The following is an 18,866-nucleotide window of genomic DNA, read 5'->3' as shown; positions in this document are numbered from 1 at the left end:
GTTGAAAAGCCCCTTATAATACTTAATATCGGCCAGATAGATTTACTAAACAGCCTACCTGCTACCTCCCACTACCCCTAGAAATACTGGTTATTAATTCTTTTATTTTATAAAATAAGGAGCCTTTCAGGTCAAATTAATTTTTAAAGAACTACAATCCTTTCTTGGTAACAAATTTTAATTGCCCCTCACTACCTCCCCTTATTGTTTTTATGATAAAATAAACAATAAGCCATCTCCGTTAAACAGACTTTTCCTGAAGAGCTTCTACTTCCTGCACCAGTTGAATATTAGCTATCAGTTTTATTTCTTCTCCCAATACCATACCACCCGTACCGGTAATAGGATTGAAAGTAAGTCCAAATTCCCACCGGCTAATGCTACCACTTACTTCAAAACCTGCTCTTGTATTTCCTTCCAGATCCTTGATAATTCCACCAAACTCCGCATCGAGTTCCACTAGTTTGGTGATGCCCTTAATAGTAAGATAGCCCAATAAATGGTATAAATCGCCTTTAACTTTTTTGAACGTAGTTGACTGAAAGCTTATTTGCGGGTGGTTAGTAGCATCGAAAAATTCGCCGGATCTTAAATGTTTATCCCTGGCTTCCAGATTTGTATTAACACTGTTTACATCCAGCGTAAAATGGATTTCGGCATTATCAAAACCCTGATCGCCATAAACAGTTGCACCTCCATGGAAATTGGTAAAGGAACCAGTTAGCTTAGATATTACCAGGTATTTTACCTTGAATTGCACTTCAGAATGTGCAGAATCAATTACCCATTTCGTCATTTCCATATTACTTTCAAATTTAATGTATATACACTTTTACGAAAAAAACGCTTCTGAGATAATTACTGGCCTTTACTCGTAAAAAGATTAGCAACTAAATTATCTCCGCATATCAGGCTAACCAAATCTTCTATTGAATGAATTAGCCCCTTATTAGGAATCTGGATTTGGTATATTTTTTCTATCACTTTCAGGAAGTCAACCACATCCACCAAGCCAAGTTCCAGTTGTTGGAAAGATTGACTAAAAAGTACTTTACAAAGCTCTACCTGCCTATAACCACTTACCAGCTGAGCAAGCTCAAATCTTATTACATTTCGAACATCATACATAGCAAAACCACCTCCAGGTTATATAAAACTAGCATTATTGCTTGTTTAAAATTTAAAGTAAAGGGCAAAGCATCTTAAACACTATACCCTTTAGATTAAAAAGCAATAAATTTATCTATTTGCTCATCCGTAAATTTTACGGTTTCTTCTTTATGTAAATTATTGTTATCGTCTAATTCGGCTTCTACCCCAGCTAAATACATTTTAAGGGGCAAAACGTGTAAATGCATGTGGTTAGCTACTCCGGTAAAATGGTCTACCCCACGCAGATTACCTTGCCGCCCAGAGGATACACCTACCAAAGCTGCTTTTTTATCATAAAAGCTGGCCGGAAACTCACATGCGTCCACAAAGGTTTTAAGAACACCAGAAAAACTGCCATTATACTCGGGTATTACAAATAAAAACTTCTCTGAATTAGATACTGTTTCCTGAATTTTAGCAAACTCCTGACTTCTGTTACCATACAGGTCCGATTCTATTAAAGTACCTGGCAATTCTGTTAAAGAAAGTATATTGGCCTCATGACCTTTTTCTTTTAATCGCTTTTTATAATAGTTGGCAACGCGCAGGGCGTTACTTCCTGGTCTATTTGTTCCTGAAATAATTGTAAGCATATATTTTTTATTGAATGAATTGGTGTAAAAAGAATAACTAAGTATTTCTTTTTTATTCCTAAACTGAGTGCAAAATTACGGCTGAATAAGCGCCTCAACAATTCCTATACTTCGGTAAAAAAGACCAATTCCACGGATGCTCTCTCCCAATTAATAAAGAGATAGTTTTAAGGATTCCTAACTTTAAAACAGGTTTCTATTTAATGGCTCCTACTGGTATTTCTTCAATTAATTTCTTATAAAAACCTCTTTAGAATATAGAAAAACACTAATGAATTAAACAATAAGTATATATACCCTTGAAAATCAGGATTTTTACATAAAATATTTATAAAAGTAAATGCTTAACTTACTTGTAGTTATATTTTAAAAGGGGGTTGTATGAAAAATGACATACAAGAATTGACGGAAGCCAGCTTCACGCCTATAGTAGAGAAGCTTTTAAAAAATATTGAAAATTACTCTTTAAAATTTAGGGAGCTTAAAAAGGTGCACCAGGACATTTTAATTCTTCTGGAAAAGAGTAGCTCCTTACCCTACCTCATGCGGATTAAGGTTTTAGGTGAATACTTAAAAATTATGGGGCACAAGTCTGGCAGCATTAAAATGTTGCATGTAGAGTTTATGAAGGACTTGGTAGAATATAACAAAAGTAAAACAGACCTAATATACCCCACTATTAATTGCAATTAGGAATATTTGCTAAAAACAGGTAATTCCTACCATTCAGTATTGGCATTTCTTCCCAATTTACGGTTTGGTTGAATTTATTTATTAACCATTTTTATCAATAGGCACCCACCCAAACTTAAAAGGATAACTATATTTACTCAGCTTACCAGAGTTGTTAGGATTTCGACGAAATAAGTTAGTGTAGTGAGATCTGCATTAGAAGATTCCTAATTTAAATTTTGTTTTTCATGTTTTCAACTTCCTTATCTATTCTTAAAACAAATATAGAAGTAGGCGGTTAAGCCTTATAAAGTACTTCATAACCGAGGTTAAAACAACTAATCTTTTACTTATAATACTGAATAAGAAAACTTTGTTAATGGCTTGGCGCTGGTGTTTAGCAAATTATAATATTACTAATTAAAAAGAAGTAAAAGCATTATATCAAACGTACTTAAAACTACATTTTACGTAAAGTTTAAATAACAATATTTAAAAGGAATTGTAAATATTCCTTTATTTGATTAAAATTTAAAGAATGGAAAATACCTTTGGAAAACCCATTATACCATCAGATGAAGAAGAGCGGTTGGCTAACCTGCATAATCTGAATATATTGGGATCTTATGATGAACATGGGCCTTTTAAACATATTGCAGCTATTGCTTCGCGTTTGTTTAATGTACCGATTGCCTTGGTTAACTTCGTGGATAAAGATTATGTCCGGACCAAAGCAGGTGTAGGCATGGACGGGGTAACGGAAGTACCCAGAGGCACCAGCCTTTGCTCCCTGGCTATCCTCAATGATAATGTAACTGCTTTTGAGGATGCTAAAGAAGAACCTTGTTTGCTGGCCAACCCTTTGGTAACCGGGGATTTTGGATTACAATTTTATGCAGCAGCACCTTTAAAAACTTCTAGTGGTTATAATATTGGAGCCGTTTGCATTATAGATAAAAAACCAAGAGAATTTTCTGCTTCTGACCAAAAAATGCTGGAAAGTTTAGCTGCTGTGGTTATGGAAGAAATTGAAAAAGATAAACAGTAGATTTAAAAAATATATTCTGTTAAACCAAGTAATTATAGCAAATAAAAGAAAGACCTCTTTATTAATAAAGAGGTCTTTCTTTTATTTGGTTTTTATTGTGTTTTAATGCGTAAAGGCAGATCCTCTAACTGCGCATAATTTAATTTCCAATTACCATCCTCTCCTTTTTTCCATAAAAGAATATAATTACCTTCTCCGGTAGCCATTGGTTCATTAGGAGCTGTAGGCAAAACATCTACCGAAAAAGTACCTCCTTCATAAGCTATTTTAGAATCGGAGCCAGTATTTAAAGAATAAGTTTTTAAATTTCGGATGGTGGGCATCGTTTCGCGCACCCATTTATCTGATACTTCAGCTTTGCCTTTATATTGGGTATTCGCTTGCAGAAACAGCACATCATCTGATAAAAAAGAGATTACTTTATCGGCATCTTTGTTATTCCAGGCACTTATAAATTGTTGATTAAGTTCAGAAATATTTACTTCTTTGTCCATTTTAGAACAAGAAGAAAATAAAACAATCACCAATAAAAAAGAAAGTAAGGTTCTCATAGATTCAGGTATCATTAGATGAATAATATAATATTAGAATATCTTAATATGGGTCTTATACGGTGTTATTAAAAACCCAAGCTAAATTAGCTTGGGTTTTTTATTAGCAGTAGTAAAAAGATTACCAGCTTTTTCTTCTGTACTCGTATTGGGAATAAGGTTTAGAAGGATCGCCAAATGATGGATTTGGCAAATAAGCAGTATTCATTACCTGTGGAATTGGATTTCCGTAGGCATCATACATAGTAGCAGGTTGAGCTGCATTATAGGCAGCATAAGCAGCAGCGGCCGGAACTGCAGCATTTACAGCTTGGGCACTTCTGGAAGACTGATTACGTTTTGCCACAGCAACTCTACTGGTAGACGCTCTTCGCTCAGCAGCTCTGGCAGCAGCAGCTCTGTTAGCAGCGGCTACCCTGGCAGCTTCTTTTCTTTTATTATCGGTATGTTTACCTATGGCATAACCGGCAGCACCACCAACTACACCCCCAACAACACCACCTACAGCACGGTTGCGTTTATGAATTACAGCACCACCCAGCGCGCCTGCACCCGCACCAATTACCGTTCCTTTTGCCTGCGGACTCCATCCCTTTCTATCCTGGGCGTACACAGCACTTGTTAATAAGATGGCTACCATTAAAACCAAACTTAAAATATAACTTACCTTTTTCATGACTGATAACTTAAAGTTAGAATAATAACATACTTGTCTATCAATTTCCAAGTACCGTGCCATTTTATACGGATGAAGAAACTACACCGATCTATACCAATCACTATATTTTTATAACTATTTAATTTTCAATACCTTATCAAATAAACTTTTTTTTTCACCATACGCAATTTTTTATTTATTAGTACCTGAAAAGGATGATTATGAGCTATAATTAGGTTTTTGTTTACCTAAAATATTCCTATAGTTTTAAAATTTTTATTCAGATTATAATTTGATTTTTAGAGCTAGATTTAAGTGATTAATAAATTGTTTAAAATCATGTCCTGGTGTTTTTCAGCATGTAAATTTTAAAATTAATTTTTAGGACTAGTTTCCTTTCTACCCCCCTATATATTAACTCTTGCTATTTATGAATAAATGGTAGCTATATTCAAAGAATAGATTCATAACATTAACTATATGAATACAGGTACCAGAAAGGCTTAGGTTAGGCTTTTACAATTAACTGTTTTTCGGGCTCCCCGTTAAATGATAAAAATAACTAACCTTACGATAATTTTAAGTTAATTAAACTTTAGATTATTTATATCTTAATTTAGAAGCCGAAAACCTGTCCTATTTAATAATGGAAAATACTTTAGAACAAAACCAAAGTCCTGAACTAGCAACCTTTGCCGGAGGATGTTTCTGGTGTATGGTAAAACCTTTTGATACCTGGCCGGGGGTAATAAAAGTAATTTCTGGCTATACGGGAGGCGATTTGCCAAATCCAACCTATGAGCAAGTCTGCTCTGAAACAACCGGCCATTACGAGGCGGTACAAATAACCTATAATCCAGCTCTTATTTCCTACCCTGAATTATTAGCTATATTCTGGCAGTCTATTGATCCTACCGATCCGGGAGGACAATTCGGTGACCGGGGAAGTTCGTACAAAACCGCTATATTTTATCATTCAGAAGAACAAAAACAACTTGCAGTGCAATCAAAAATAGAGTTAGGTAAAATAGGGCCATTTGCTGGTCATCCGATTGCCACGCCTGTTTTGCCGGCTAAACCATTTTATCCGGCCGAAGAATACCACCAAGATTATTACAAGAAAAACCCATCGCACTACAACCGGTATAGCATTGGCTCTGGCCGGGCAGGTTTCCTGGAAAGGCTCTGGCAGAAAAGCTAAAACTAGTTTTCCTTAACATGACATTCTGCCCAACAACCATTAAAGAAAACTAAAGCTTTCTTTAATGGTTGTATTTTACTGTTAATAACCTTTACAAACCCTTTTTAATATTTCTTTCCTAAACCTGCCTACCTTATTAGTTACTGCCAAAGAGTGGCATTGGATTGTATCTTCAATTAAAAATTAAGTAACTGGTTATGAAGTAAATAATTCTATGCTTTTTAATCATTTAAAAGGAAAAAATAGTAAATTTGGTTACACGCGTTACAATCTAAAGTACTATGATAAAACGCATTACTTTTTTCCTGGCTCTTTTTCTTCCTTTGGTCCTTCCTACCAAAGCTTCGCAAATCCTCATTCCTATGGATGAGACGCAGAAAAACCACCTAAAATCTTACGGCATTGCCTATTGGGTACTGCAACACCAGCAGGAAGTGGATTGGTTATTAAATTATAAAGGTGGTTCCTTCGCCTTTAAACACGCTCCTTTAATTGAAAATGAAATTGTAGCCAGAGGGATTACCTATAGTGTTTTATCGGATGCCCAATATCAGGCCATTGTTACCCAAATTAGCAATCCGGAGGTTAATATGGATGTGATGAAACTGGAAAAGGAACCTAAAATAGCCGTTTATTCCCCTAAAACAGCTTTAGCCTTCGAAGATGCCGTTACCTTGGTAATGACTTACGCCGAAATTCCTTACGATTTGGTTTTTGATGAGGAGGTATTAGATAAAAAGTTATTAAAATACGATTGGCTGCACTTGCATCATGAAGATTTTACCGGGCAATTTGGCAAAACTATGGGGCGCCGCAATTTTGCCCGCCAGCAGGCAGAGCGGGAAGAAGCAGAAAGCATCACTAAAAAATATGCCTTTTCTAAAGTTTCCCAAATGAAATTAGGTGTTGTGAAGAAAATAAAAGAATTTGTGGCCGGCGGCGGATTTATGTTTGCAATGTGCTCTGCTACCGATACCTATGATATTGCTTTATCGGCCGAAGGAGTCGATATTGTCAGTTCCCGATACGACGGTGATGACGCTGACCCACAAGCCCAAAAAAAATTGGATTACAGCAAAACATTCGCTTTCAAGGACTTTGTTGTGTTTACCGACCCGTACGAAGGAGAGTTTTCCAGTATAGATAAGCAAAGGCACGAAAGAAGTGTATACCGGGATAACGATTTCTTTCAGCTATTTACTTTCTCCGCTAAATGGGATCCCATACCTACTATGCTTACGCAGAATCATGAGAAAACCATAAAGGGTTTCATGGGTCAAACTACCGCTTTTAAACGAAACCAGATAAAGTCAGAAGTCAACATAATGGGGGAAACGAAATCAGAAAATGAAGTTAAATATATGAATGGTACTGTTGGTAAGGGTACCTTCACCTTTTATGGAGGACATGATCCGGAAGCTTACCAACCTCGCGGAGATCAAAACCCAACAGACCTTTCCTTCCACCCAAACTCTCCCGGCTATCGCTTAATTTTAAATAATATTTTATTTCCGGCAGCTAAGAAAAAAAAGCCCAAGACCTAATATATAAGAACAACACTCAATCGCCTTAGCTTTCCTAAAAATTTAAGTTGACATCATTATTTAGTACAATTATTAAGAAGTACATTAAAATTTTTACCGTTAATTACAAAGCTATTATTGAGGCTTCAAACTAGCTATTAAGCTCATAAATCCGATTAACCAAATTTTAAATTCCTTATAATTATTTTCAAATTCTTAACTCATAACTTTGGGTTATAAAAATATTTATATTTTGTAATCAATTGTTATGAGAACAAATATAATTTTAAAAAGATAATTACTTTGACACCCTTTTTAACATCGGGCTTTTTAGGTTTTAGCCAAAGTCTACTGGATCAGGAATAAAAAAAAATGTAGAACCGGTTCCCAATGCATTAGCTTACCTACAGAAGCTGGAACTGAAAAAATTTGAATACAACAAAGACAAATACAGCAAACTTAAACTTCCGGCAGGTAAACAATATGGTTTTATTACAGAAGATTTTCAGAAGGTATTGCCGGAGTTAGTTAGAACAAAATCGCAATCCATTATAATTGGCAAAAATACCTATCGGAGTGCCACCTTTAAAAATACAGATTTGAAAGGTTTGATACCGATTTTAGTAGCTGCCATTAAAGAACAGTAGGAACAAATTGATGAAATGAAACGCCAGCTTAATACTAAAGCGAAGTAAAGTTTCTAATTTAAAGCATAAACAAGGCAACTGATGTAGTTGCCTTGTTTATGCTTTAAATATTCTTCGATCAGGAAATTTGTTTTTTTAAATTAGCAATTTCCTGTTTCAATTCATCTACTTTATTTACTTCTGTTTGCAAATCACGTTTTATTTTAGTTTCCCTTTCCCGGGCATGTTGCTTATGCTCTTTGTATTCCTGGCTGATTTCTTCGTAAGACTTTATTTTTTCATCTGTAATTTGCTGACTATTCTTGTATAAATAAGCAAATACCGCTGCCAATACAATTAACCCTAAAATAACAATACAGCTTAACACTACATACAATTGTTTATTAATAGCAATACCTAAAAAAGACAGACTGGCTACATCATGTGCCGTCTTTTGAATTTGCTGTTCTTTCTGCGCATTTTCCTGCTTTAATGCTTCTAATTCATTCTCTAATGTAGCAATTCTAGTATTGGCATTCTGTAAGGCCTGCGCCGTAGATTTACCTGCTTGCCGGATTTTGCTTTCCCGTACCTTTAAAGAATCCTGAACGTTTTGCCAGAAATTATCTAATCTGGTAATCCGTACTATTTTAAAATCACGGCTTTCCGGCTGAAAAGCAGAGCGGTTTTTAATGGTATTAAATTGCTGCTGCAAGGTTTGCGGAACAGTAGGTGCACCAGAAGTACCTGGCTGCTGTGCCTTTAAAGAAAAAATCAGGATTAAGAAAAATAAAATACTTAAAGCCAATGCCTTCATAAAATTCTTATTTCTGGGGGGAGGTTCAGGTTAAATTCAGATATTTTAATATTTAATACGTTTTTTTATAAAACTTGATTTAATATGATAGACTTGATTCCACTATTTTCTTTTACAACCAATATATTAAGAATTAGCAAAGCTAATTTATTTCTTAAATATTTTTTACTTCTAAAAAGATTAAGTCCACTTATTAAAGATATAGTAACCCTTTTCAATTTTTAGCTAATTCACCTACTTATCACAAATAAATAAAACCTATGCTTTTCCGAAAGTGCGAAAATTTTTTATAAAGAAAGCGCTACCGGTGGGGTAGCGCTTTTAAACTTATTAATAACAGGTGATATCAACTTACCGTAGGATATAAATTTTCCCATAGTCCTTTTTGAAGGATTTATCAGCGGTAGTACTTGTTTTGCGGTGCTTAAATTCATCTGCGCCGGTATCCATCACTACCCGATATAAATAAACGCCATTGGCCAGTTTATCCCCATATTCATCAGTACCGTCCCAGGCATATTCACTAATATTATTACCAATTTTTAAAGGTCCAAGCTCTTCTTTCATAATTTCCCGTATTACCTTTCCCGTAATGGTCATAATCTGAATTTTCATGTTTTGCGGAATAGTACTACCAGTTAAAGTAAATACAAACCTTGTTTTACTTGAAAACGGATTAGGGTAAGGATAGAAATGCGTAACCGCTAACTCATTAATTACTTCAAATTCAATAGTGTATGGATCAAAACCAGAGGCATTGTTAGCCATATCTTTTCCTTGAACCCGTAGGGAATACTTACCATCCGGTAAATTCTTAGGAGTATATTCTAACCTGAAATCATTTTTCTCATCCGCCGGATACACTTTTATATCACTTCCGGATAAGTTAACCGGAGTATAGGATGTAGCATTAGGCAACTTTATAAACACCTCCATTTGGCTGGCATCTTTAATAAATGTAAATCTATCCTCATCCTTCAAACTCATGCTGATTATTGGGTTGGGCGAAACAATATCCCCATTCATTATGTGCTGTCCATCAAAAACAACATCCAATACCGGAGCTAAATTAGGCCCAATGGTAAAAGGCAGTTCTAAAGTATTATTGAAATAATACTGCTCCGGCTGCAGGTTAGGATTATTTGTTAAAGGGTTTACGGTTAAACGCAGGGTATACCTGCCAGCTAAACCATTAGTGGCCAGCGCAAATGGGAAAGTTACCATATCTCTTCTGTTCAAAGCCTTTATCTTTACGTCTTTGGTAAATCCATTCTGCCCAATTAAAGTAAATCTGGCCACCAGCGAGTCTTTGAAATCATACTCTGAGATATTCTGGAAAGCAAAACGTAGATCAATTTTCCCCTGTCCGGCCTTCGCCCCCAGGTTAGTGTACTTATCTACCCCAATAGTATCTGTCCGGATAATCCCTTCCGGCACACCGGTATAATGCACCATCCATTCTCTAAGCTGAGGAGGAGTTCTGTCTTCAGCATCCTCTACATCCAGGCTTAACCGTAAGTACGGATATTGTTTAGCATCAATGGCCGAAATATCCAGCACGCGGTCCGTTACCTTTTCAAATAGAACAGCTTCATTTCTACCTTCTAAATTAAGGCCAAATACTTTTAACTGGTAGGCATCATTCCCCTTGCCTGAGTTACGTACTGTATGAAAAAGCTTTTGCCAATCAGAAGCCGGACCTATTAAAGTAGATGTAATCGTTCCGCTTATTCCAGGAGCAGCAATGTCGCCGGTTAGTTCTATGGTTTGCATGCCTGCTACTACTCCGTTTTGGTCTGTAGCAGAAACTTCCTGAACCGAACCGATAGCCGCACCCTGTTGACCAATAATGGCAAAAGGACTTCCTGTAGCTAAATCATCAATTAATTTGGAGCCAATTTTTCGAAAAGCTTCCTTTAATGGAGCTGAAAAGCCGGAGAAAGGTACGTTATTTACGGAACCCAAAACTACAAAATAGCCAGCCGGAACCGCCTCCAAAAATTTCCGCAGATTCTCCTGATTTTGCGCCGAACGTAAGTCACTAAATTGGTAAAATGCTCTAGGCGTCTGTCCGCAAAGCATGCCGTTAAATTCTGCTGGCATAATAAAAGCCTCCAACGTTTTGTTGCTGAAAACTTTTATTAAAACGTTCGGATTTCCAAAACCACAGGAATTATCAAAATCCCGTACCCCATTTACAAAAATACCAAATGGCGGGAAAGCAGGACTTACCTGGCCACCACCGGTTCTGATAGAAATAGTTTTCTTAACCGATGAAAATTCCCAGGTTTTATTCTGCTCGTTCAAACTAATACTAGAACCAGTATTTTTTACCAGCTGGCCATACTCACTTTGCGACCACCCCTCCGGACTGGTTGGAATATAGCGGAATGAACTTGTTCCCCAAATGGTATCAGTACCAGCGGCAATTTCTTTAAATCTAAACCTCCAATAATATACCAAACTATCATTAGGTGCCACATTGGGTTTTAAATCAACCTGTACGGACGGATAAATACCGGCATTGACTATCCGGGTCTGCTTATCTGTACTTTTAAATGTTGGTGACGTATCTACTTCAAAATAGTAATCCCGGTTTTGCTGTAACAAATCGGTAGCCTGCCCCATCAGTTTTACTTTTTGTTTATTTACCAACGCAAATTCATGGGGCCACAATGGCCGCACACTGCTGGCCGGAAAGTTATATTGAAATACCCCTTTATTATTGACCTCGTCTAATTCATCAACTTTATTGGTGTGGTCAACAAAAACTTCGAACTGACTTAACCCAGCCCGGTTAACCGGACGGTTGACGTTTACGAATAAAGTATCCTGATTATAAACCGGAGTAGAAAATACAGAATCAATAACCATTTCATTATTTATAGTTATTGAAACAGACAATGGCTCATTTACTGCTTTACCAAAATTTCTTACTGGTATTACCACCTGAAAGCGGTCAGAGGTCGCTGTAATGGGTTCTCCTTTTGTGAAGGAACGCAAAAATACTTTATCCGCTTCAACTGCATAATCTGGCTTCGAAGGACCAACTACGGCAATAGCCGGATCACCTTGTAATAACATATACATAGCAGAAACAATGTACTCGATATCGTTCCGACTTGCTGTACGTCTGGCGGTTTCTTGTACTATTTGTCCAATGGATTTACCATAAAAGTTTGGATTAGTAAAGGCAAGATTATAAAAATTACTGGAATACACATGTAAAGGAAGGTCCGCACCAGTAGATGAATGAGCTAAAAAGTTTATGGCACCTTTTTTTGGAGTAATTATCCAATCCTCGCCAAACGTACGGGAGTTAGTACCTAAAGAAACATTTCCAGATTGACACCCATTAAGCAAGATCATGGGATATTTACCAAAGTTATTATACCCATTTACCGGGTTAGAAACATAACCAATATCAATATCGGCAACAGTTGTGGAAGAATGGCCAAAAAATGTAATCAGAGATAAGCCAGCGTTTACTTGTTTAGAAAGGTTAATAAATGTAGAAGTTTCAGTAGAACCTAATTTACTGATCGTTTGAACATTTGCACCTAAAAGAGGTCCCTCTGCAATACTTTGATAGGTTCTTATATAGTTTAAGAATTGTTGTTGTTGGGAAAATCCGGCCCCACCACTTAAGTGCATTAAATTTTTCCGCCATTCAGCATTCTCGGGTATGGTTTCGTGTTGTTTAACCTTTTCCAAGTAATTGATTATTTCCTCAGATTTATTTGCAACCAGTCGACCGGTAGGTACTCTAGGGAAAAAAGAATCTCTTTGAAAATCAGCAGTAAATATAACATCTGAAGCAGGCGACCCACCAACAGGTACTAAGTCTCTTACACTAAACCTATTCGGGTCATGGCGATAATTTACACCTCCTACATTTTGGTCTAAATCAATTCCTTTACCTATCAAAAAAAGATGCTTCGGTTGCCCCTTATCTATTAAAAAATTCATCAGCCGACGAATAGCGACTGCAGAATGGTCTCCATAATGAAATTGATCATAGACCTGATCAGCATAAAAAACCAAGGTATCATATTTCCCTCCTGCTGTTGAAGCTCTATAATCAGCATAGGCTCGTACCGGATTTGAATAATCAGAAAAGGATTTAGTTAAAGCCTTATGACTAACAATAATGAAATTAGGCTTAGTTGGGTCAAATATTTTAAAGTTTATGGGTTTGGGTGCTATGGGAACAAAAAAACGTGTAACCGGATTGAGCAAAATTTTCCTTTGGTGTCCAGCCCCTCCTCCAAAAACAAAACTTGACTTTCCTCCTTCTGTTTTACCAATTGTTCTTATTATACTTGTTTCATCTGTTATATCATAAGCTACCAGATTTCCCAAAGATGAATCAAAACTTAAGAAAGAATCTGTTGATTTAGTAGAATCTGCTAATGATATAATGGCCTGTTTGCCTGTTATAACATTTTTACGTCCATAGGTTACTTTAATGTAAGCAGGCATAATCAAATCTGCATACTCACCCTGTGCTACTATTGTATTTACTTTAACTCTCACTGTTAAAATTCCGTCAGAGTTAATATCAGAGGGCCTAAGATTAGCTTTAACTTTAGCAAACTCCCAAGCACCAAAAATAATATTTTCAGCAATTGGCCTTTCAGCACCGGAGGGAGTAACAACAGAGATTGTAATGTTGTGGTCACGCAAATATGCCCCAGAAAATCCTAATTCAATTTTAGGGTCCGGAGCATTAGGTTCAACATGTAAAAGTGAGTCTACTCTAAAAGTGGCTGGATTTGCATTAAATGCCCGATTATTAGCGAGTGCGCCAAAACCTGGACCAAAAAAACCTTCTCCTTGGCTAACCCATGGCAAATAACTTATTCCATTATAAAATCCTAAGTTATAGTTACTGGTAAATAGCACTAGTCTTGATTGGATATGGAAAGGATCTTGAGAAAGTCCAGCATTGGATAAATTTTGGTTAACCATACGCCTGCCGCCAGTATTTGAAACAGTTAAGAAATAAGCAGCAGTATCTGTATATAAACTATAATAACTATGTAATTTTTTGCTTGGATCCTTGTAAAGTTCTACATCTGTTTTCCCATCATTGCGCTCTCCATAAAATTCAATATAATCAGCATTGTCTAATTTCCCATCCTCTTCTCCACTCACAAATATAGCCTGTTCCTTACCTCTCCGAAAGATTTGGAAATTACGAGGATCAACATTAGCTAAACCCGCCTGAGAAAGGTAATTATAATCTAATCGATGAATTCCATTTTTTGCAACCTGAATTTTATAGTACTTCTGCGAATAATTTATCCACTCATTCCCATAGGTGGTTTGAGCCATGGATTGATGGCTACCTATAAAGCTCCAGATTAAAAGGAAAAATTTAAATAAATATTTAAAAGTAAAATGTTTACTCATTTTGTTGTACTATGTCTTAATTAAAAGAATACCCTAAAGAAACGATCACCGAAGATAGCCGGCCATTGCTGGAATAATTATTAGTAGGTGTGGTATCAGCTACGCGGGTTAAAGCCAAATCTAACCGAAGGCCATTGGTAGCAATACCTACGCCAAAATTTGGCTGCGTTTTCCAGGTTTGGGTTTGGTCAAAGTTTTTTATTTGCTGCATATTATTTATGCCTGCCCGAACATAAACCAAATTTTCGTAGCTAACTTCTACCCCAACATGCGGATCAACTGAGAGAGCACTGGTTTCAAACAATACATTTCGTCGACCATCAAAAGTAAAATCTAAATCGGCAGCCAGTAAGGCATTTATTTTATTGGTAAAGGTAAAATTACGGGCCACTCCAAATATTAACCGGGGCAATGTTATTTCAATGCTGTTTTTAACTAATAAAGAGTCTCCGGTTATGGCAGCTGTTTGGCTAAATTTTTCGGAATTATGGACCCAGGCATTAAAAGTGGTGGTAATATCTCTGGCCATTAAGCCAAATTGCCAATTTTGCCTTTGTAACTGGGCCCCCAAATCAACTCCAAAGCCATAGGCGTTGGCAAACTGGCCTACATTTCTATAAATGATTTTGGCGTTTCCTCCCAAACGCAGCCCTTTTATCAGTCTACTTTTACGGGCATAAGAAAGCAATAAGGCATAATCAGCTACAGAAAAAAGAGTAATGTTATCATAATTAATGTAGCCATATTCATTAATTAAATTCCGGGTATCAGCAATATCATCTACCCCGGTCCGGATTAAGGAAATGCCAATTGCACTATTGGTGTCTAAGGGCATGGCATAAGATGCATAGTCGTTTTTGACAATACCCGCAAACAGTTCCGAATGCATAATGGAAAGGTTATGTTTTTGGGAAAGATTTAAAAGTCCCGCAGGATTCCAGAAACCAGCAGTTACGTCATTGGCAATAGCCGTTTGTACATTTCCCATTCCTAAGGCCCGGCCACCTATACCTATATTCAAGAACTCATTGCTGTATTTAGGCGCACTTACCTGGGCATTTACTTGTATACAAACTACTACCATTATAATGGCCCATAGCCTGCTTATTTTAAGAAACATATAGTTTAAAGGTGTAGATATTAATCAATTAACAGTAATTAAAAAATGATTTTTATTATTAAAATACAAAGTAAACATATTTAAATCTTCAAACGGAAAATATCTGTATTGTTTGTACTTCCTTTATTTTGCCAACCTTCTGCTAACTAACCGACCGGGGTAATAGTTTCTAAAATTTTAAATAAAAAACTCTTCTTTCATATTAAACAAAAATTTATTTCTCAAGTACCTTGCTTTACATAGTACCTGCTATTATATTTGTTCATTATTTAACCACAACCAGCATGAAAGTAGAAAACACACAGGTGCAGATGCGGAAAGGAATTCTGGAATACTGCATTTTGGAGATAATCTCTCGAGGTGAAGTCTATGCTTCTGATATGCTAGATGAGTTAACGGCAGCCAAGATGATTGTTGTAGAAGGCACGCTTTACCCGTTACTAACCCGGCTAAAAAACGCAGGACTTCTTGATTATTCCTGGGTCGAATCGACCTCCGGGCCTCCCCGGAAATATTATAAGTTAACGGCTATTGGCACCGAGTTTCTGGAGCAGCTCCGGCAGACCTGGAAAGAAGTAGTAGCCTCCATTGAACACATTACCAATAATAATAAAGCATCCTAAAGCCATGAAAAAAAATATCAGCATCAACTTACAAGGCATGATTTTTCATATTGAGGAGGATGGGTATGAACAACTGAGTCAATATTTAGCAGCCATAAAAAAATATTTCTCAGCGTATGAAGGACATGAAGAAATTATTGCCGATATAGAAGCCCGAATAGCCGAAATATTCTTTACCAAACTTAATCCCAGCAAACAGGTTATTACCCGCGACGATGTGCAGGCCTTGATAACTCAAATGGGCAGCGTTAAAGACTTTCAGACGCTGGAAGAAGAACCAGAGGTGGAGTATTCTACTTTGAATTCTGCTAATCAAGGGTATAAAAGTCAGGAAGAACCTACTTCCAGGAAGATCTTCCGGGACGAGAAAAGGAAAGTTATTGCTGGGGTAGCGGCTGGCATTGCCAATTACCTGACTGTTGATCCTTTATGGACGCGGCTGGCATTTGTATTTTTAACTTTTCTTTTTGCTATTCCCGGCGGTGTTCCGGCTGCCCTTATTATATTTATATACATTGCCTGCTGGATAGCCTTTCCTAAGAGTACTGTTTTACCAGAAACTGCTACCCGTAAATTATTCCGGAACCCGGATGATAAAAAGTTAGGTGGTGTAGCAAGTGGCATGGCGCTGTACTTTGGTTTAGATGTAGCTGTAATCCGGTTAATATTTCTTATTTCAGCTTTTCTTGGCGGCGGCGGCTTATTGATCTATATCGTGTTATGGATAATTTTACCTGAAGCCACCTCTTTTACCGATCGGGCCCAGATGCAAGGCAATCCTATTACACTTTCAGGCATTGAAGAATCTCTGAAAACAAACTTGCGGATGAAAGACGAAGATGGCCGGGAAAGTACATTTGCCCGCATTATTCTCTTCCCAATAAGAATGGTAGCCCAAGTCATCCAGGTATTGGCCCGCATCCTTTCTCCGTTGGCTCATTTCCTAGTTACGTTGGTACGTATTTTAGCTGGCGTGTTACTACTATTTATGGCCGGGACCTTCATATTCGCCTTGTTTGTAATAGCCGCCACTGCCTTAAACGTTATCGATGGCTCCTCTTTTCTGGAAATGAACGATGTTCCTTTGGATATTTTTTTTAAGTCCTTTCCTAACTTTGGTATCGTATCCGGCTTTTTCACCTTACTAATTCCTTGCATCCTTTTTTTAATTCTTGGATTAGGCTTATTATTAAAAAGGTTTTTTATCCGACCTTCCGTAGGTTGGTCTATGTTGGCTATCTGGATATTAGGCTTATTTGTTTTGGTATTAGCTATTATTGATTTCCGCAACGATTTCCGGGAATTTGGAGAATTTACTGCCCAAAAAACTTTTCCGGTAGCTACTTACCAAACAGTATTATTAAAAGCACGTGATACCGGAGCTTTCCGGGATGGACGCGCCAATTTAGAAATTCAAGGGTATAATGGTAACGAAATCAGGTTATTTCAAACCTTTTCTGCCAAAGGATTAACCGAATCAGAAGCCATAAAAAATGCACAGATGGTATCTTACCGCAGCATTCAGGAAGATTCCGTTATTACTTTAGATTATAATTTTAAATTTAAACCTAATGCCATTTATCGCGACCAGGATTTATCTTTAAAATTATTATTACCAGAAAATAAAACCCTGCAGTTATCAGAGAACTTTTCCAGTATGCTTCCTGCCGAATTTTTTGATCACGAAGAATATTCGAATGAAGAGGTAGCCCAACACTTGTGGCAGGTAAAAAAAGATAAATTTATTTGCTTAGACTGCCCTCCCATAGATTCAACTTCCGAAGCCAACGAACAGCTTTCCGCTAATGAAGATTGGGATAATGATCAGACAGAGTTGGATTCGCCGTTACAGGATGATGATGAATATGGTGACAACACCCGGACTTATGATTATACTGATTTCAATAAAATCAGTGTTGGTGGTAACTACCATTTAAAAGTTAGAAGAGGATCCAATTATTCAATAAAAGTAAGAGGAGAAAAAGATGCGCTTCGCAACCTGGAAATAAATAATGATGAGGGTGTTTTAAACATTAAATCCAAGAAAAACCTGTTCCGGTTTTCTTTCGGCGATCAGGAACCCGTACTTATTACTATTTCATTACCGGAACTTTATGAAGCTGATTTATCCGGTGCTGTACGGGCCGATATTAAAGGTTTTGACACAGATGAATTTAATTTCTCTTCTTCTGGTGCCGTGCAAACTGCTTTATCGATAAAAGCCCGGCAATTAAACGTGGATACCAGTGGTGCCACTGAAACTGAAATTGCCGGCAGCGGCAACTCACTAAAAATTGATGCCTCGGGTGCCTGTCAGGTAAAAGCAAGTAAGTTTAAAGCGGAAGATGTAGAAGCAGATTTATCAGGCGCCAGTAATGCACGGGTCTATGTTACCAACAAACTGGACGCTGAAGTCTCCGGTCCGAGCCATGTAACCTACCGGGGCAACCCCCAACACGTGAACGCCGATGAATCGGGAATGGGGCGGGTTGAGAAGGAGTAATTTATATTTAACAATTAAGAATATTGTTTTATTTTAGGTTAGGAATAATAGCAGGTACATTGCTTAAGTTCCTAACCTTTTATTTATTTGGGTGATTTAATGAAAACAATAGGAGCTTCTTCAAAAAAAGCCTAGTAATAGCTGATTTGGTTTATTTAAAATATAATCAATCTTATTAACTTATAAAAAAGGCAAGGCCTTCATTATTGGCTAATATACCATTAAAGTCCTAAGAATGGGAGTAACTCAATGCACACTTCACTAACATAAATGATTTAAGGTATTTTTAATTGATAAAATAATAAAAGTAAGATAAATAGCCTAAATAATTTAGTATTAAAGACAGCTTATTTTTTAAGAAAAC

The 18,866-nt window shown here is 36.8% G+C and carries 15 protein-coding genes; 7 read left to right on the top strand and 8 right to left on the bottom strand.

Annotated elements, in window-relative coordinates:
- Positions 1–241 precede the first annotated feature (241 nt).
- From ADHAQ_RS0117845 to ADHAQ_RS0117835, 3 genes are all read right to left on the bottom strand, one after another.
- Complete coding sequence (locus tag ADHAQ_RS0117845) at positions 242–802, bottom strand: YceI family protein (protein WP_026464100.1); 561 nt, start codon at positions 800–802, stop codon at positions 242–244.
- Between the two features lie 56 nt (positions 803–858).
- On the bottom strand, positions 859–1,128 hold the full coding sequence (locus ADHAQ_RS0117840) for a hypothetical protein (RefSeq protein ID WP_026464099.1): 270 nt from the start codon (positions 1,126–1,128) through the stop codon (positions 859–861).
- A gap of 95 nt (positions 1,129–1,223) precedes the next feature.
- Positions 1,224–1,745 (bottom strand): NADPH-dependent FMN reductase, encoded by a 522-nt coding sequence (locus ADHAQ_RS0117835; RefSeq protein WP_026464098.1) that lies wholly within the window; start codon positions 1,743–1,745, stop codon positions 1,224–1,226.
- Positions 1,746–2,126: 381 nt separating this feature from the next.
- Here ADHAQ_RS0117835 and ADHAQ_RS0117830 point away from each other — a divergent pair, with 381 nt between their 5' ends.
- Positions 2,127–2,438 (top strand): hypothetical protein, encoded by a 312-nt coding sequence (locus ADHAQ_RS0117830; RefSeq protein ID WP_026464097.1) that lies wholly within the window; start codon positions 2,127–2,129, stop codon positions 2,436–2,438.
- 517 nt (positions 2,439–2,955) lie between these two features.
- Positions 2,956–3,465: a GAF domain-containing protein gene (locus ADHAQ_RS0117825; RefSeq protein WP_026464096.1), complete on the top strand. Its 510-nt coding sequence runs from the start codon at positions 2,956–2,958 to the stop codon at positions 3,463–3,465.
- Between the two features lie 92 nt (positions 3,466–3,557).
- Here the strand turns inward: ADHAQ_RS0117825 and ADHAQ_RS0117820 are convergent, their stop codons facing one another.
- On the bottom strand, positions 3,558–4,016 hold the full coding sequence (locus ADHAQ_RS0117820; RefSeq protein ID WP_026464095.1) for a YybH family protein: 459 nt from the start codon (positions 4,014–4,016) through the stop codon (positions 3,558–3,560).
- Positions 4,017–4,137: 121 nt separating this feature from the next.
- Positions 4,138–4,692, bottom strand: a complete 555-nt coding sequence (locus ADHAQ_RS0117815; RefSeq protein WP_026464094.1) for a glycine zipper domain-containing protein — start codon at positions 4,690–4,692, stop codon at positions 4,138–4,140.
- Between the two features lie 628 nt (positions 4,693–5,320).
- On the opposite strand from ADHAQ_RS0117815, the gene msrA reads away from it, so the two are divergent.
- The 3 genes from msrA (at position 5,321) to ADHAQ_RS29045 (ending at position 8,045) form a co-directional block, all read left to right on the top strand.
- On the top strand, positions 5,321–5,875 hold the full coding sequence (msrA, locus tag ADHAQ_RS0117810) for a peptide-methionine (S)-S-oxide reductase MsrA (protein WP_026464093.1): 555 nt from the start codon (positions 5,321–5,323) through the stop codon (positions 5,873–5,875).
- Between the two features lie 281 nt (positions 5,876–6,156).
- On the top strand, positions 6,157–7,419 hold the full coding sequence (locus ADHAQ_RS0117805) for a hypothetical protein (RefSeq protein ID WP_034256904.1): 1,263 nt from the start codon (positions 6,157–6,159) through the stop codon (positions 7,417–7,419).
- Between the two features lie 341 nt (positions 7,420–7,760).
- A complete protein-coding gene (locus ADHAQ_RS29045) occupies positions 7,761–8,045 on the top strand; it encodes a tail fiber domain-containing protein (RefSeq protein WP_084523891.1) in 285 nt (94 codons plus the stop codon).
- Positions 8,046–8,163: 118 nt separating this feature from the next.
- Here the strand turns inward: ADHAQ_RS29045 and ADHAQ_RS0117795 are convergent, their stop codons facing one another.
- The 3 genes from ADHAQ_RS0117795 to ADHAQ_RS0117785 form a co-directional block, all read right to left on the bottom strand.
- Positions 8,164–8,841 (bottom strand): hypothetical protein, encoded by a 678-nt coding sequence (locus ADHAQ_RS0117795; protein ID WP_026464091.1) that lies wholly within the window; start codon positions 8,839–8,841, stop codon positions 8,164–8,166.
- Positions 8,842–9,192: 351 nt separating this feature from the next.
- Entirely contained in the window at positions 9,193–14,256 is a 5,064-nt protein-coding gene (gene porU2, locus ADHAQ_RS0117790; RefSeq protein ID WP_026464090.1) for a putative type IX secretion system sortase PorU2, read from the bottom strand.
- Between the two features lie 16 nt (positions 14,257–14,272).
- On the bottom strand, positions 14,273–15,376 hold the full coding sequence (locus tag ADHAQ_RS0117785; protein WP_245590634.1) for a putative type IX sorting system protein PorV2: 1,104 nt from the start codon (positions 15,374–15,376) through the stop codon (positions 14,273–14,275).
- Between the two features lie 284 nt (positions 15,377–15,660).
- On the opposite strand from ADHAQ_RS0117785, the gene ADHAQ_RS0117780 reads away from it, so the two are divergent.
- Both ADHAQ_RS0117780 and ADHAQ_RS0117775 read left to right on the top strand, forming a co-directional pair.
- Positions 15,661–15,999, top strand: coding sequence for a PadR family transcriptional regulator (locus ADHAQ_RS0117780; RefSeq protein WP_026464088.1), 339 nt, complete (start codon positions 15,661–15,663; stop codon positions 15,997–15,999).
- A gap of 4 nt (positions 16,000–16,003) precedes the next feature.
- On the top strand, positions 16,004–18,502 hold the full coding sequence (locus ADHAQ_RS0117775) for a GIN domain-containing protein (RefSeq protein WP_026464087.1): 2,499 nt from the start codon (positions 16,004–16,006) through the stop codon (positions 18,500–18,502).
- Positions 18,503–18,866 lie beyond the last annotated feature (364 nt).

The organism is Adhaeribacter aquaticus DSM 16391 (assembly GCF_000473365.1).
Taxonomy (GTDB): Bacteria; Bacteroidota; Bacteroidia; order Cytophagales; family Hymenobacteraceae; genus Adhaeribacter; species Adhaeribacter aquaticus.
This window is presented reverse-complemented; position numbering and strand designations above follow the sequence as displayed.

Bases quoted from the DNA above. Each gene is read 5' to 3' on its own strand.
- ADHAQ_RS0117825 (WP_026464096.1), top strand. From the start codon at position 2,956: ATGGAAAATACCTTTGGAAAACCCATTATACCATCAGATGAAGAAGAG.
- porU2 (WP_026464090.1), bottom strand. From the start codon at position 14,256: ATGAGTAAACATTTTACTTTTAAATATTTATTTAAATTTTTCCTTTTA.
- ADHAQ_RS0117815 (WP_026464094.1), bottom strand. From the start codon at position 4,692: ATGAAAAAGGTAAGTTATATTTTAAGTTTGGTTTTAATGGTAGCCATC.
- ADHAQ_RS0117785 (WP_245590634.1), bottom strand. From the start codon at position 15,376: ATGTTTCTTAAAATAAGCAGGCTATGGGCCATTATAATGGTAGTAGTT.
- ADHAQ_RS0117795 (WP_026464091.1), bottom strand. From the start codon at position 8,841: ATGAAGGCATTGGCTTTAAGTATTTTATTTTTCTTAATCCTGATTTTT.
- ADHAQ_RS0117820 (WP_026464095.1), bottom strand. From the start codon at position 4,016: ATGAGAACCTTACTTTCTTTTTTATTGGTGATTGTTTTATTTTCTTCT.
- ADHAQ_RS0117780 (WP_026464088.1), top strand. From the start codon at position 15,661: ATGAAAGTAGAAAACACACAGGTGCAGATGCGGAAAGGAATTCTGGAA.
- ADHAQ_RS0117830 (WP_026464097.1), top strand. From the start codon at position 2,127: ATGAAAAATGACATACAAGAATTGACGGAAGCCAGCTTCACGCCTATA.
- ADHAQ_RS0117775 (WP_026464087.1), top strand. From the start codon at position 16,004: ATGAAAAAAAATATCAGCATCAACTTACAAGGCATGATTTTTCATATT.
- ADHAQ_RS0117845 (WP_026464100.1), bottom strand. From the start codon at position 802: ATGGAAATGACGAAATGGGTAATTGATTCTGCACATTCTGAAGTGCAA.
- ADHAQ_RS0117805 (WP_034256904.1), top strand. From the start codon at position 6,157: ATGATAAAACGCATTACTTTTTTCCTGGCTCTTTTTCTTCCTTTGGTC.
- ADHAQ_RS0117840 (WP_026464099.1), bottom strand. From the start codon at position 1,128: ATGTATGATGTTCGAAATGTAATAAGATTTGAGCTTGCTCAGCTGGTA.
- ADHAQ_RS0117835 (WP_026464098.1), bottom strand. From the start codon at position 1,745: ATGCTTACAATTATTTCAGGAACAAATAGACCAGGAAGTAACGCCCTG.
- msrA (WP_026464093.1), top strand. From the start codon at position 5,321: ATGGAAAATACTTTAGAACAAAACCAAAGTCCTGAACTAGCAACCTTT.